We start from the raw sequence: 14,545 nt of genomic DNA, 5'->3' as shown, positions 1-14,545 counted from the left end.
CCTTATTTAAAGCATAAACAATTAGACATACAAAAGATCTTACTCAGAACACTGGAATTTATATTTCTTTAAGAAATATTTATCATAATGATGTTAAAATTTAAACTGTCACTTTTTGGTAAAGTAAATCTTATGGTATAGTTTTGAACCCTGAAATGAAAAAGACTTTCTATAGATACTTATCTTTAGTATTTGTTTTATTACTAAGCACATTCGCTAATCTACAAGCTAGTGAAGCTGTTACTAATTCAACAAAGACACTTACTACCCACCATTGCAGTGTAACTCTAAACTATACAAAGCAATTAGGTGGTGCCACTTTTATTCCGCATCATAAAGGTACAGACGACAGAAGAAATGTCGAAATCATTGAAAGCAATAAAGTAGAAGACGAAGAAGCTTCAACTAAAAAACAGTATTACAAAGACTATTTAGAAACAGCCTTTATTAATGCGCTATTGTTTGAGCAGTCTTCTAAACTGCTTCAAAAAAACATATATCGTCCACAAAACGTTATCCATGAATCTAGTCTTAGGCTTCATGTACAATTCCAAGTTTTTATAATATGATTCCTTCAAAACAGACTAGCAATTGCTAAAGGTCTGTTTCTTATTAAAGGATGTAGAGTTTCCACCAAAACTCTAAAAATGTCATTCCCATTTTTCTAGGGGTCTGACCCATAAATTATATCATTTTATAAAATCATTTTACACGTGAACACCATTAAGAAAATAACCATTTTCACAGGCCTATTTATGCTTATTTCTCTAGCTAGCTGTGAAAAACACAAAGAAGAAAAACACGAAGAATCAACATTTCTCGTAACCAACCCCATAAAAAAAGACACAACGCTTATTAAAGATTATGTGAGTCAAATCCACTCGATTAGACATATCGAATTAAGAGCTTTAGAAAAGGGCTATTTAAAACATATCTCTATAGATGAAGGGCAACATGTAAAGAAAGGACAACAGTTATTTCAGATTATGCCTAACATTTATCAAGCGGAACTCAACAAGGCTAAAGCCGAATCTAAAGTCGCGCAAATAGAACTCGCCAACACGCAATTACTAGCCGATGGTAATGTAGTATCGCCTAATGAATTGGCCATGGCGAAAGCTAATTTAGAGAAAGCCAATGCCGAAGTCTCTTTAGCACAAACGCACTTAGGTTTTACAAGTATCAAAGCCCCTTTTAATGGAATCATTAACCATTTGGAAGCTAGAGAAGGTAGCCTTTTAGATGAAGGAGAACTACTTACAACACTATCAGACAACAGCCAAATGTGGGTGTATTTTAATGTGCCAGAAGCAGAATACCTTGATTATATTACCAGTGAAGCTAAAAAGAACAACACAAATGTTGAGCTTTTAATGGCAAACAATAAGCGTTTTAATCAAAAAGGCATTGTTGAAACTATTGAAGGAGAATTTGATAGCGAGACCGGAAACATTGCGTTTAGAGCAACATTTCCTAATCCTGATGGGATTTTAAGACACGGTGAAACGGGTAGTATTTTAATGACAATTCCTTACAAGGATGCTGTTATTGTACCACAAAAAGCCACTTTTGAAATCTTAGACAAAACCTATGTTTTTGTTGTTGATAAAAACCATGTTGTACACCAAAGAGAAATCACTATTGGTGCAGAATTACCGCACTTATTTATTGTAGATAAAGGTGTATCTGAAACCGAAACTATACTACTTGAAGGTATTAAAATGGTAAGAGATCAGGAAGAGATTCATACAAAGACTGTAGATCCTGTTACCGTTTTATCTAATCTAGAGCTTTACGCAGAGTAATTCTAACTAATCTACACACATCATGTTTAAAAAATTTATTAAAAGACCCGTCTTGGCTATTGTCATTTCGGTGATCATTATATTTATAGGTGGCTTAGCGATAAAGCAACTACCTATATCTCAGTTCCCGCAAATTGCACCAACCACAGTCAATATTTTTATTGCGTATCCAGGCTCAAGTGCCGATGTATTGGTAAATTCTACATTAATCCCATTAGAAACCGCAATTAACGGTGTTCAAGATATGCGTTATATCGCTTCTGATGCCACAAGTGCTGGTGAAGGCACCTTACGTGTTATTTTTGAACCTGGTACAGATCCCAATGAAGCCGTTGTTAGGGTAAAAACAAGAGTCGATCAGGTAATGCCGTTACTTCCAGAGTTGGTACAACGTGAAGGAGTTATTATTACACCTGTACAACCTAGTATGTTAATGTACGTTAACCTATCGAGTGAAAATAAAGCTAACGACGAAAAGTTTCTCTACAATTATGCCTACACCAAAATAATCCCTGAGATACAACGTATTAAAGGTATTGCAAGTGCTCAAATTTTAGGAAGTCGAAAATTTGCTATGCGTGTTTGGTTAAAACCAGATCGTATGCGTGCTTATAATATTTCTGCGGAAGAAGTCTTAGAAGCTATGGAAGACCAAAGTATTTTGGCACGTCCTGGACGTTTGGGGCGAAGTTCGGGTAAAACCTCACAATCCTTAGAATATGTACTCACCTACCAAAATCGTTACAACGAACCCGAACAATACGAAGAAATAATTGTTAAAGCCAATAAAGAAGGCCAAATTGTTACCCTTGCTGATATTGCTGACGTAAAACTTGGAAGTGAATTTTTTGATATTTATTCAAATTTAGATGGAAAACCATCTGCTTCTATTGTCTTAAAACAAACTTTTGGTAGTAACGGTAGTGATGTTATTGATGCTGTAAAAGAAAAGCTAAAAGAGCTTGAAGTGGATTTACCGCCGGGAGTTGATTTCCAAATCAGCTATGACGTTTCTAATTTCTTAGATGCTTCTATAGATCAAGTTATCCATACACTACGTGATGCCTTTATCTTAGTTGCCATAGTGGTATTCTTGTTTTTAGGAGATTGGCGTTCAACCTTAATTCCTATTATTGCGGTTCCAGTATCCTTAATCGGTGCCTTTTTTGTAATGCAACTATTTGGGTTATCCATTAACCTTATTACACTATTTGCCTTAGTACTAGCCATTGGTATTGTTGTCGACAATGCCATTGTCGTCGTAGAGGCCGTCCATGTAAAAATGCACGAAGAACATCTCACTCCCTACAAAGCCTCTTATGAAGTTTTAGGCGAAATTGGAGGTGCTATTGTTGCCATAACTTTGGTGATGGTTTCGGTATTTATTCCTATTTCGTTTATGACTGGTCCTGTAGGAGTATTCTACCGCCAGTTTTCAATTACCATGGCGGGTTCAATCGTTATTTCAGCCATTGTTGCCTTGACCTTAACTCCTGTGCTTTGTGCGATGTTATTAAAGAATAATCATGATAAGAAACGCAAATCACCTTTAGATAAATTTATTGATTGGTTTAATGGTGGTTTTGAAAAACTGACAGGACGTTATGTTAAGATTCTAAATAAAATCGTAGCAAGACGTTTTATCACTTTTGGAATATTAGCCGCATTCTGTGCTGGAATTTTCTTTACAAATGAAGTCTTACCAGCCGGATTTATTCCTAATGAAGACCAAGGCATGATCTATGCCATTATTCAAACACCACCAGGTGCAACATTAGAACGGACTAATGAAGTCGCTAAAAAACTTCAGAAAATATGTGAAGAAACTGAAGGTGTAGAATCCGTATCCTCTTTAGCTGGTTATGAAATAATGACTGAAGGACGAGGATCTAATGCAGGCACTTGCTTAATTAACCTAAAACCTTGGTCAGAACGTGAGCACTCCGTTCATGAAATTATGGAAGAACTAGAGGCCGAAACTAAAGATCTAGGAGCCATTATAGAATATTTTGAACCTCCTGCAGTGCCAGGTTTTGGGTCTTCAGGTGGATTTGCGATGCGTTTATTAGATAAAACAAACTCTACCGATTATCATCATTTTGAGAGTGTGAATAATGACTTTATGAAAGCCTTATCTGAACGCCCTGAACTAACAGGTTTATTCACCTTCTTCTCTGCCAACTATCCGCAGTATGAGTTAAAAATTAACAACAAAATTGCCATGCAAAAAGGAGTGACTATTGGCACAGCCATGGAAAACCTCAACATTTTAATTGGTAGTACTTATGAGCAAGGCTTCATTCGTTTTGGTCGCTTCTTTAAAGTGTACACCCAAGCCGCACCAGAATACAGACGCTTACCTACAGATCTCGAAAAATTATTTGTAAAAAATGAAGAAGGCGAAATGGTTCCCTATTCTGCTTTTATGAGTATTGAAAAGAAACTTGGTCCTAACGAAATTACACGTTATAACCTTTACAATTCAGCATCCATTAGAGGCTTGCCTGCGGCAGGATTCACTAGTGATGACGCCATTAAAGCGATTAAAGAAGTGGCTGCCACGCAATTACCAAGGGGTTATGATATTGCTTGGGAAGGCTTAAGTTTTGACGAGGCTCAAAGAGGTAATGAATCTATTTACATTTTTATAGTTGTACTCATATTTGTCTACTTTGTATTAGCTGCACAATATGAAAGTTTCCTATTGCCATTTGCAGTAATTCTATCCCTACCTGTTGGTGTATTTGGTTCATTTATTCTTCTTAAAGCCATGGGATTAGCTAATGATGTTTATGCGCAAATTGGAGTCATTATGCTGGTTGGGTTACTCGGTAAAAATGCCGTATTAATTGTAGAATTTGCCGTCCAAAAACGCAGGCAAGGTGCTACTATTTTAGAAGCTGCTATAGAAGGATCTAGAGCGCGATTTAGACCAATATTAATGACATCCTTTGCCTTTATTGCCGGGTTAATTCCGTTAGTTATTGCTTCTGGCGCTGGAGCTATTGGGAATAGAACCATTGGTGGTTCTGCCTTAGGAGGAATGCTTATTGGTACGCTTGGTGGTGTTTTAATTATTCCTGGTCTCTATTACGTTTTTGCAAAAATGGCCGATGGCAAAAGTCTAATTAAAGACGAAGCTAGCGAACCTATTTCAGAAGAAATGATGCGCGTTAGCGAAGCTAAAAACCAAAGTGCAACCAATGCTGAAAAAATCAGCAAACTCACAAAACTATTGAAAAAACTTCGTAAAAATAAAAACGATGAATAAGATAAAATCGATTAGAAAATCACAGCTTATTGGCGTGCTCACCTTACTATTACTATGTGCTTGTGTACCTACGCAAAAGGCCGTAAGAGACGCAAACGTAGCAGTACCAAAGCACTACCAAGATAAAACTACAGATTCGGCAAATAGTGCCACCATACAGTGGAAAACATTCTTTTCAGATCCAAAGCTAGTCGCATTGATTGATACTGCGCTAGCCAATAACCAGGAGCTTAATATTATGCTACAGCACATTGCTATGGCTAATAATGAAGTAAAAGTTAGAAAAGGTGAATATTTACCTTTTGTAAATGTTTACGCAGGTGCAGAAGTTGAAAAAGTTGGTGAATACACTAGAAACGGAGCTGTAGAACAGCATCTAGATGTTCGTGAAAACGAAGAATTCCCAGAACCTTTAACCGATTTTTCAGTAGGCTTAGATGTATCATGGGAACTCGATGTTTGGAAAAAACTACGCAATGGAAAAAAAGCGGCTGTTTTAGAATACCTGAGTACTATTGAAGGGAAGAATTTTATGGTTACCTCTATTGTTTCAGAAATTGCCAATTCCTATTACGAACTTTTAGCTCTAGACAATCAGTTAAACATTATTGAGCAGAATTTAGAGCTTCAAAAAAATGCTTTAGAAATGGTCAAACTTCAAAAGCAAGCTGCAAGAGCTACGCAATTAGCAGTAAGACGTTTTGAAGCCGAAGTCTTTAAAAACCAAAGTAATAAATTTGAAATTCGTCAACAAATTGTAGAAACTGAAAATAAGATTAATTTTCTTTTAGGCCGTTATCCGCAAAAAATTGACAGAGATGCAGACGATTTTATTAATCGTCCGATAGATGCAATTGAAGCCGGTATCCCGGCGCAACTTTTAGCCAATAGACCTGATATTAAACAAGCAGAATATGAATTAGAAGCTTCAAAATTAAATGTTAAAATCGCCAAAGCTAACTTCTACCCTTCTATTGGTATTAAAGCTGGAATTGGCTTACAGGCCTTTAAAACAAAGTATTTAACTAATACACCCGAATCGCTTTTATATTCTTTAGTTGGAGATGTGGTTAGTCCATTAATTAATAGAAATGCGATTAAAGCGGAATACAATAATGCCAATAGCAGACAACTGCAAGCCGTTTTTGAATATGAAAAAGCCATTTTAAACGGTTATATTGAAGTCGCTAATACGCTTTCTAACATCAATAATTTAAAAGAAAATTATGAATTAAAGGAACAGCAAGTTCAGGCAATGACAGAAGCTATTGATCTTTCTATTCAACTCTTCAAATCTGCTAGAGCAGAATATACAGAAGTGTTATTGACACAAAGAGAGGCCTTAGATTCTAAAATTGAAATTATAGAAACGAAAAGAGACCAATTCTTGGCTAATGTGAAAATTTATCAAGCCTTGGGTGGTGGATGGAATTAGTTGAAGCCGGTCCCAAATCTGAAAGCCATTTTACAATACTGTAGAATGGCTTTCTTTTTAAAATTATAATGAGTTTTGGCATTAATACAAAATAGGGTAACAAATGTGTTAAACCCTATAATAAAGTATTCCTATTCATAACAAAAAAAACATAAGTCTAGTTAAAGCCTTTGTTTGAGGTATATAAGAATAAAAATAAGGTTTATAGATGCTTATCATCTGGAACAAAATATACCTTACCCCGAAAACAATGAAGGATAAAGTGTATATTTATTGTTATATAACTAGTTGTGCTTCATTACCACAAACCGCTAACCAATGATAAAATTCTTTAGAAAAATTAGACAAAATTTACTCTCTGAAAATAAATTCCGTAAGTACCTGATTTATGCCATTGGAGAAATTATTCTTGTTGTTATCGGAATTTTGATTGCATTGCAATTGAATAATTATAATGATGCCTTAAATAAAAATGATTTTGAACGAAAGGCACTTCTTAATCTTAAACTGGATTTTGAGTACAATCAATCAGAATTAAATAAATCTATTGCAGAACTAAAAGAAATTAAAAAAAATAGTTTCATAATTCTTGATAATACAGGTAGTAAATATCAAGCTTCATTCGATATCGATAGTTTACTGCAATCGGTTGGAAACGTTCCAAAATACTATCCTCAAAATGGGTTTTTATTGGATTTGATTAACTCGGGTAATCTCGGTATAATAAAAAACGATATTTTACGGAATAAACTTTCTTCTTGGTTACCAACACTTGAAACATTAAAAGACAGAGAAAAATCTGTAATTGATTTTTCTGATGACTTTATTAGATACATTATTAAAAATGGCAGTTGGTTAAATTCTGATGAAAAAACCAATGACGAAGAAATTACTAAAATAAGATTTCCTAAATCAGGATTTGAAATAAACAATAATGATCTACTCAAAAACATTGAATTTGAAAATATCGTTGAAAACCTGATTGTATATAAATCATTATTACTTGATAGACACGAAAAATGTATTGAACTGAATAAGGAAATAATTAATCTCTTGGAAACCGAAATTAAAAAATAACGAAAGCACAACAACGTATAAAATTAATTGCCTGGTACGAACCTGCTTACAAAAATCCTCGCGGATTTTTGCTACACACAGTTCGCTTCGCTCGTGTCTATCTGGTTTTTATTTACTAAATTAGTTACTTAACCACGCCACTAGCCATAACACAAACACGTGAGTTAGACAACATTTGAAAAAACATTGAGAAAACAAGAATGATTTTAGATGATTTAGAATATATCACTATTGAAAACCAAACTACTGAATTTCCAAAGCACTTTCACGAAACGTTTTGCATTTCGCTAATACATTCAGGAATTGAACAAATTGATTTTGAACATCAAAGCCTTTTTAGTGAAGCTGGTTCTATTTCAATAACGAACCCTTACGAAATACATTCTAATCCACTATTTGACAAAACAACTCAATTGAAATTTGATACAATATACATTCCTAATCAATTGATGAAAGACATACTAAATGGAAAGAATATTAAATTTATAAACAGAAAAATAAATAGTAAAAACGCTAACAAATTGTTTATAGAACTTAAAAATGCTATTGATAAACAAGAAACTGAAAATATTGAATTTAATCTACATCAATTTATTAATACCATCAAATCGCACTCGCAAGAAAACGATAAAGAATATTCTGAATTAAATCTAAATAGTTTTAAGCAAATTAATAACTACATTGAAAAACACATTTGCGAAAAGTTTAGTCTAAATGAACTATCGAAAATTGCGAATATTAATAAATATGGATTTGCTAAAAAATTCAAAGCAGCTACAGGTATGACGCCAATTAATTACATATTGATGAAAAAAGTTTTTTCAAGTAAAATGTTAATTAATTCAAATACAGAACTTACAACATTAGCGTATCAATACAACTTTACAGACTTGGCACATTTTTCCAAAACGTTTAAGCGTTTTGTAGGAATTTCACCTAAAAAATACCAACAAAGCATTATTGAAAAACTATAATTGCCAATATTATACAAGTGCTAATATTATGACTGCATTACATTTGGAAAAAATTTAAACCAAATGAAAAGAATATTAGCCCTCTCTCTTCTCTTTTTTATAATATCAAATTCAATTTTTGCTCAATCAACAGATGATTCTAATTCACATAAAAAATTCGTTGAAGATTTTGATTATTTAATCACTGAACTAAAATTACAACATCAGGGACTTTATGAATATGTTGGAAAAAATGAAACAAATGCGAAAATTGATAGTATTCGGAACACATTAGAAACAGGTCAAACAAAATTAGAGTTCTACGAAAAGTTAAGGTATGTTATTGGATTAACTAACGAAGGACATACATCAATTGAGCTTCCAAAGTGGTCAATGGTAAAACTTGGACTCTCAAAATCCTTCATACCATTAACGGTTAAATTATGTAGTGGAGACTTGATTGTTACACAAAATTATGGAAGCAATATTACACACCTTGAAAAAGGCGTTAAAATAGTTTCCGTTAACGGTAGAAAAACAACCGATATTCTTGAAAGACTTTACCCTTTAATCCCAACAGACGGTTTTAATGAAACCTCAAAACACGAATGGATTGGAGGCTTGAATTTCTCTTTGCTTTACAGATTGGTTTACGGTAAAGAGAAAAAATTTGAACTTCAGATTCAAGAGTTCGGAAATGATAAAATTCAAACATTGACTGTTCCCGCCATCCGATTTACAAAATTCAAGACCAAAAATGCCAAATTTGCTTCACAAGATTTTGACTATAATCATTTTAAATTTGAGCAAATTAACGATTCCATTGCCTATTTGAGCATTCCTAGTTTTGGCGATGACAACCTAGATTACGAAGAGTTTTATCAAAAAAACTTCAAAAAAATAGATTCCCTGAACATAAAGCACCTAATTATTGACATTCAAGCCAATGGTGGAGGAACAGAAGGTAATGAAAATTTACTTTTTAGCTACTTATCTAACAAAGTCGTTCAGAAATACAAACAAGTAACAATGCTTCCAAAACCCTATCAAAAAAACAAAAGTAAACAAGGTTATATTGAGGATAAATGGACGTTTCAAAACACCTTTGCCAAGAGAGGAAATTTTACCCTGTACAGCGATTACTATTCCGATTTAGGCTATAAAAAACCGCAAAAAGAACTGATTTACAATGAAAAACTATACGTTTTGATAAGTGGCAGAACATTTTCGGGCGGTGCAGAATTTGCCAGCTTGATAAAAATGACTGACAGAGGAATATTCATCGGAGAAGAAACTGGTGGAACTTACGAAGGAAATGTTAGCGGGTATTCAGAATATGTGAAATTGCCAAATTCAAAAATTGAGGCAAAAATCCCGACTGTTCATTTTCAAATTAATGTAGAACCAAAAATAAAAGGACGAGGGGTAATACCTAACTACGAAGTACCTCAAACTTGGAAAGCTTATTTGAATGGAAAAAACACAAAAAAAGATTTTACAATTAAAAAAATAATGGAATAAAAACGTTGCCTAACAATGGCTATAAGTAATTGTTTGTTCTCGCCTACTACTGAAAATCCTTGTTAATTTTTGCTACGCACAGTTCGCTTCACTCATGTCTATTCGGTTTTTATTTGCTAAATTAGGTACTTAAACACGCCACAAACTCACTTACAGCCACTTATGAATGACACATATATCAATACAACGCTAATTATTATCTTGATTTGCCATTTAGCAGCCATTATCGTCGCATACAAAAAGAGGAAATCAACATTAATAATTCCGTATTTAAATATGGTTATGGTAATCGGTATATTTGTCTTTTGGACCACCACTATTCCGAATATAAAAGAGCATCACTTTGAATTTAGAGAAATAGTGGTCATTGGTTTAGAAGCTTGTATTTTACTATTTGCCCTTTGCGCTATTTTTGGTTTTTTTAATAAAACCTACGTCAAAGTCTTAAATGCTATTGGATTTGGACTTCATTTATTGACAACAATAGGCCTACTTTATTATATGTTAGCATTCAAATTTGATAGCCTTTATTAATGATAAATTATACCTAACTATGAAGGTTCTCACATTTAACATATGGATTTTATTACTTGTATGTATGCCATACACGGGATATACACAATCAGAAAAGAACATGACAAACGATTCGATTACAATACCTTTAAAAACAGGAAAAAATCCTAGTATTCAATTTGAAAAATTAGTTATAGAACCTTCAAATCTATTCATTCAATCAACATTAATAAATAACGACTCACCGCAAATTCAGCTAGAATTAAACGTATTTGAAAACAATACTAAATACGCTACTTTCCTATGGTGTTATGATGCGTTTAGTGATCGTAAAAAAGCAAACTATCCAAAAGCATATCAAAACTATTCTTTTGATTTAAAAATGGATAAAGACGACGTAGCGTTAGTTATTACACAATTAGACTTTGAAAAACCAATGTTTATAGATTTGGGTCAAACTGCTGTAATTGGTAACCTTGAAATTCTATTTAAGGATTATATTGGAGAATGGTCTGAGGATATAAATGGCAACCAAACCGATGCCTTTAACTCATATCATATGTTGTTATCAGAAGACGAGGCACAGAAAATGGTGTCTTTTACGTCTCTAAATAATACTGAAGATAAGGGTATAACTATAGAATGGAAGCATTATAAAATTATAATCTTAGAAGATTCTGAGAAAACAATAAAGCTAATGGTGTTTAAAAACGATTCTAACAAAAACTAAGTATTCAACTCAAAAAATGAAAATCCAAGACCTATTAAAAACCACTGAGCACAGACCTTGGAAAATACCCACTGAAAATTGGAAATTCTATCAAGAGTGGAATAATGCCATATTTCTTCATTGGGAAGTTGAATTAGAGGAACTCAAAAAATTTGTACCAAAAGAATTAGAAATGGACCTTTTTGAGGGCAAACCTTGGGTTTCCGTGGTAGCATTCACTATGGAAAAAATCAGACCTAAATACTTCCCATCGCTCTCCGCAGTTTCAGATTTTGATGAAATTAATATTAGAACTTATGTAAAATCGGGATCTAAAACCGGTGTCTATTTTTTAAGTATTGAAGGGGGAAAACGATTCTCTTGTAAAATTGCAAAAGCAATTTCTGAACTTCCATATCGTTATTCAAAAATTAAGAGAACAGCAAACCAATACCAATCATATAATGCTGCCTTTAATGACAAACTGGATGTTAGATTCTCAATTGGAGAAACGCTTAAAACAAAATCAGAGTTAGACCGATGGTTAACGGAAAGATACGCCCTTTTTCAAGATACAAAACAAGCTATAAACGCGTTTGAAATTCACCATTTAGAATGGCCAATTCATCACATTAACATCACTGCAATTGACTTCAATTACCAAAGGTTTAAAACCTTCTAAAAAACGAACCAAACAAAGTTCAATATTCTAAAGGTGTTAATGTTGTTGCTTGGGGAAAGACCAAAAAAGATAAAACTAGCTATAACAAGGTCTAAAAATTAGAGTATATCTTCGTCCTTCTTATACAAAGTAGGTAAACTAATTTTATAGCGCACGGCAATTAATCGCACAATAATAACTACCAAACCTGCAATAACAAATAAATAGTTTCTGTCCTCAAAAAATTGAAGTAGTAAAAAATAAGTTAAGCCTCCCAAGATACAAGCTGTTGCATAAATTTCTTTTCTAAAAACTACAGGAATTTCATTACATAAAATATCTCTTAACACACCTCCAAAACATGCCGTCATGGTTCCCATTGCAATACAAATAAGAGGATGTAATCCTGCCACAAGTCCAGTTTCTACACCAACAACAGTATAAAGTGCAATACCAATAGTATCGAATAAAAAAAGTGATTTTCTAAGGTAACTGATGCGTTTTCTAAAAACAACAGCAAATGCAGCAGAACCAATAATAACATACACAAAAGTCATATTTCGCATCCATGAGACAGGTTCAATGCCAATCATAACATCACGTAATGTACCACCGCCAACTGCTGTAACAAAAGCAATTATGAGTACGCCAAACGGATCCATACGTTTGTTCATGGCTATTAATGCGCCAGAAATAGCAAAAGCTATAGTTCCTAATATATCTACAATTTGAAAAAACATGAATGTATTATGGTTTCATTTTAGTTATTCTGTACTTAAAACAGAATTCACTTGATTAATGAGATTAGCTACGCTGAATCTACGATTTTCTAATTACATGTTTTGAGTGTAATAGTTATAATCCTTTATTACTTTCGCTACAAAATCTATTGGTTTCTCTGTTGTCTCTATTGCCATCACTTTTAAAAGGCGATAGTGTAAGTTTACTATGACATTATGGTTTCCATTTCTAATGGCATCATCATATAAATTTTTAATAGTTTGCATATCACTATCATTTAACACCGTTACTTGGCTGTATACAGGAACATAATCTAACGGAATATCTTTAATAAGTGTATCTTCAATGGTCAATTTTTCTTTTTCACTAATTACAGTTGTACCTGCAGCAATATCACCAATGCGCTGTCCATTGCCTTTTAATAAAATGGTTACTACTGCACCACCACCAGAGGTCAAAGCCACATCTACAATACGTAAAATCCATCTTACAAAGTAATTCGCAAAACTCGGTTTAGAACCATCTAATTTTACAACCCTAGTCTTCATTAACATTTTCCCTATAGTTTTTCCATCGAAAAAAGTTTCTAGCAAAACATAATACAAAAATGCAGGTAAAGACACCAATAAATAAATAGCCCAAGTATCACCTGGATCCAAATTTAAAGTGGTTAAAAGTAATATTGCAGATATAGAATAAAGAAGAATTACAGCACTATCTATAAGGTAACCAAACATTCTATCACCAATACTAGCAACATTTTGATTTATCCCTACATTTTGGGCTGTTTCTATTTGAAATTCATCCATATTTTCTTTTCTTTGGAAGTCTAAAAAGGGATTATAATGCGCGAGGCAGCTTTTGTAAAGCAAAATAAAGATAAATGGTTAGAATTTGAAAATATTCTAACTAATAATACTCAAATCGATCCCGATTTACTTTCTGATCTATATATAGAAGTTACCGATCATTTAAGTTACGCAAAAACATTTTATTCTAATAGCAACACAGAACGCTACCTTAATCAGCTCGCATCTAAAGCTCATCAACGTATTTATAAAACTAAAAAAGAACCTAAAAATAGACTCATTGGCTTTTTTAAAACGGAGTTCCCAACGATGTTCTATCAACATCATCGCGAACTATTTATTACCTTTTTAACCTTTGCTTTTTTTGTTTTTATAGGTGCATACTCTACGGCTACTGATGCCGATTTCGTAAGGTCTTTTGGACTTAACGATGCTTATGTAAATATGACATTAGAGAATATAGAAAAAGGTGATCCAATGGCTGTATATAAAGAGCAAGGTGAGTTTAATATGTTTTTAGGTATTACTTTAAACAACATAAAAGTAGCTTTATTTGCTTTTGGCTATGGTATTTTACTTGGTATTGGTTCCTTATATTTTATGATGCAGAACGGCATTATGCTAGGTGGTTTTCAATACTTTTTTTACGAGCAAGGCTTATTATGGGAATCTGCGCGTACCATTTGGATTCACGGTACTATTGAAATATCTGTTATTATTGTCGCTGGCTGCGCTGGTCTTGTTATGGGAAATGGCATGTTATTTACAGGGACACTCCCTAGATTAGAATCCTTTAAGCGTGGCGTTATTAATGGCTTAAAAATTCTTATGAGTACTATACCGTTTTTTATAATCGCTGGTTTTTTAGAAGGTTTTGTTACCAGACATACCGAAATGCCAGATTGGCTCGCTATATTAATTATTTCGAGTTCACTTGCTCTAATCTTATTTTACTACGTAATTTACCCCATTAAATTACACAAGAAGTCTAAATTAAATATTGAACAAAAAAATACAACAACATTAACACTTTCCCAAACCAATTAAATA

Annotated in this window: 13 protein-coding genes; 11 read left to right on the top strand and 2 right to left on the bottom strand. The window is 33.3% G+C overall.

What is annotated here, in order from left to right; genetic code table 11:
* Positions 1–155: 155 nt before the first annotated feature.
* From VDP25_RS14220 to VDP25_RS14175, 10 genes are all read left to right on the top strand, one after another.
* A complete protein-coding gene (locus VDP25_RS14220) occupies positions 156–569 on the top strand; it encodes a hypothetical protein (protein WP_334470886.1) in 414 nt (137 codons plus the stop codon).
* Between the two features lie 153 nt (positions 570–722).
* Positions 723–1,805, top strand: coding sequence for an efflux RND transporter periplasmic adaptor subunit (locus VDP25_RS14215; protein WP_334471016.1), 1,083 nt, complete (start codon positions 723–725; stop codon positions 1,803–1,805).
* Positions 1,806–1,827: 22 nt separating this feature from the next.
* Positions 1,828–5,076, top strand: a complete 3,249-nt coding sequence (locus VDP25_RS14210; protein ID WP_334470884.1) for an efflux RND transporter permease subunit — start codon at positions 1,828–1,830, stop codon at positions 5,074–5,076.
* Complete coding sequence (locus VDP25_RS14205; protein WP_334470882.1) at positions 5,069–6,511, top strand: TolC family protein; 1,443 nt, start codon at positions 5,069–5,071, stop codon at positions 6,509–6,511. The genes VDP25_RS14210 and VDP25_RS14205 overlap by 8 nt, the downstream gene beginning before the upstream one ends.
* Before the next feature lie 318 nt (positions 6,512–6,829).
* Entirely contained in the window at positions 6,830–7,588 is a 759-nt protein-coding gene (locus VDP25_RS14200; RefSeq protein ID WP_334470880.1) for a hypothetical protein, read from the top strand.
* Between the two features lie 200 nt (positions 7,589–7,788).
* Positions 7,789–8,562, top strand: a complete 774-nt coding sequence (locus VDP25_RS14195; RefSeq protein ID WP_334470878.1) for an AraC family transcriptional regulator — start codon at positions 7,789–7,791, stop codon at positions 8,560–8,562.
* Positions 8,563–8,625: 63 nt separating this feature from the next.
* Positions 8,626–10,062, top strand: a complete 1,437-nt coding sequence (locus VDP25_RS14190) for a S41 family peptidase (RefSeq protein ID WP_334470876.1) — start codon at positions 8,626–8,628, stop codon at positions 10,060–10,062.
* 162 nt (positions 10,063–10,224) lie between these two features.
* Entirely contained in the window at positions 10,225–10,596 is a 372-nt protein-coding gene (locus tag VDP25_RS14185; RefSeq protein ID WP_334470874.1) for a hypothetical protein, read from the top strand.
* Positions 10,597–10,660: 64 nt separating this feature from the next.
* Positions 10,661–11,305: a hypothetical protein gene (locus tag VDP25_RS14180; RefSeq protein WP_334470872.1), complete on the top strand. Its 645-nt coding sequence runs from the start codon at positions 10,661–10,663 to the stop codon at positions 11,303–11,305.
* Between the two features lie 16 nt (positions 11,306–11,321).
* Positions 11,322–11,966, top strand: coding sequence for a YqjF family protein (locus VDP25_RS14175; protein WP_334470870.1), 645 nt, complete (start codon positions 11,322–11,324; stop codon positions 11,964–11,966).
* Positions 11,967–12,064: 98 nt separating this feature from the next.
* Here the strand turns inward: VDP25_RS14175 and VDP25_RS14170 are convergent, their stop codons facing one another.
* Together VDP25_RS14170 and VDP25_RS14165 are read right to left on the bottom strand one after the other, a co-directional pair.
* Complete coding sequence (locus VDP25_RS14170) at positions 12,065–12,685, bottom strand: trimeric intracellular cation channel family protein (protein WP_334470868.1); 621 nt, start codon at positions 12,683–12,685, stop codon at positions 12,065–12,067.
* Between the two features lie 93 nt (positions 12,686–12,778).
* A complete protein-coding gene (locus VDP25_RS14165; protein WP_334470866.1) occupies positions 12,779–13,495 on the bottom strand; it encodes an RDD family protein in 717 nt (238 codons plus the stop codon).
* Positions 13,496–13,531: 36 nt separating this feature from the next.
* Here VDP25_RS14165 and VDP25_RS14160 point away from each other — a divergent pair, with 36 nt between their 5' ends.
* A complete protein-coding gene (locus VDP25_RS14160) occupies positions 13,532–14,542 on the top strand; it encodes a stage II sporulation protein M (RefSeq protein ID WP_334470864.1) in 1,011 nt (336 codons plus the stop codon).
* Positions 14,543–14,545 lie beyond the last annotated feature (3 nt).

The sequence above is a fragment of the Winogradskyella sp. ECml5-4 genome (assembly GCF_036903175.1).
Classification (GTDB): Bacteria; Bacteroidota; Bacteroidia; order Flavobacteriales; family Flavobacteriaceae; genus Winogradskyella; species Winogradskyella damuponensis.
Note: the sequence above shows the minus strand (reverse complement) of the source record. Positions and strands in the feature narration are given on the sequence as shown.

Coding starts and splice junctions, on each gene's coding strand:
- VDP25_RS14175 (WP_334470870.1), top strand. CDS start 11,322: ATGAAAATCCAAGACCTATTAAAAACCACTGAGCACAGACCTTGGAAA.
- VDP25_RS14195 (WP_334470878.1), top strand. CDS start 7,789: ATGATTTTAGATGATTTAGAATATATCACTATTGAAAACCAAACTACT.
- VDP25_RS14200 (WP_334470880.1), top strand. CDS start 6,830: ATGATAAAATTCTTTAGAAAAATTAGACAAAATTTACTCTCTGAAAAT.
- VDP25_RS14185 (WP_334470874.1), top strand. CDS start 10,225: ATGAATGACACATATATCAATACAACGCTAATTATTATCTTGATTTGC.
- VDP25_RS14170 (WP_334470868.1), bottom strand. CDS start 12,685: ATGTTTTTTCAAATTGTAGATATATTAGGAACTATAGCTTTTGCTATT.
- VDP25_RS14160 (WP_334470864.1), top strand. CDS start 13,532: ATGCGCGAGGCAGCTTTTGTAAAGCAAAATAAAGATAAATGGTTAGAA.
- VDP25_RS14165 (WP_334470866.1), bottom strand. CDS start 13,495: ATGGATGAATTTCAAATAGAAACAGCCCAAAATGTAGGGATAAATCAA.
- VDP25_RS14220 (WP_334470886.1), top strand. CDS start 156: ATGAAAAAGACTTTCTATAGATACTTATCTTTAGTATTTGTTTTATTA.
- VDP25_RS14205 (WP_334470882.1), top strand. CDS start 5,069: ATGAATAAGATAAAATCGATTAGAAAATCACAGCTTATTGGCGTGCTC.
- VDP25_RS14190 (WP_334470876.1), top strand. CDS start 8,626: ATGAAAAGAATATTAGCCCTCTCTCTTCTCTTTTTTATAATATCAAAT.
- VDP25_RS14180 (WP_334470872.1), top strand. CDS start 10,661: ATGCCATACACGGGATATACACAATCAGAAAAGAACATGACAAACGAT.
- VDP25_RS14210 (WP_334470884.1), top strand. CDS start 1,828: ATGTTTAAAAAATTTATTAAAAGACCCGTCTTGGCTATTGTCATTTCG.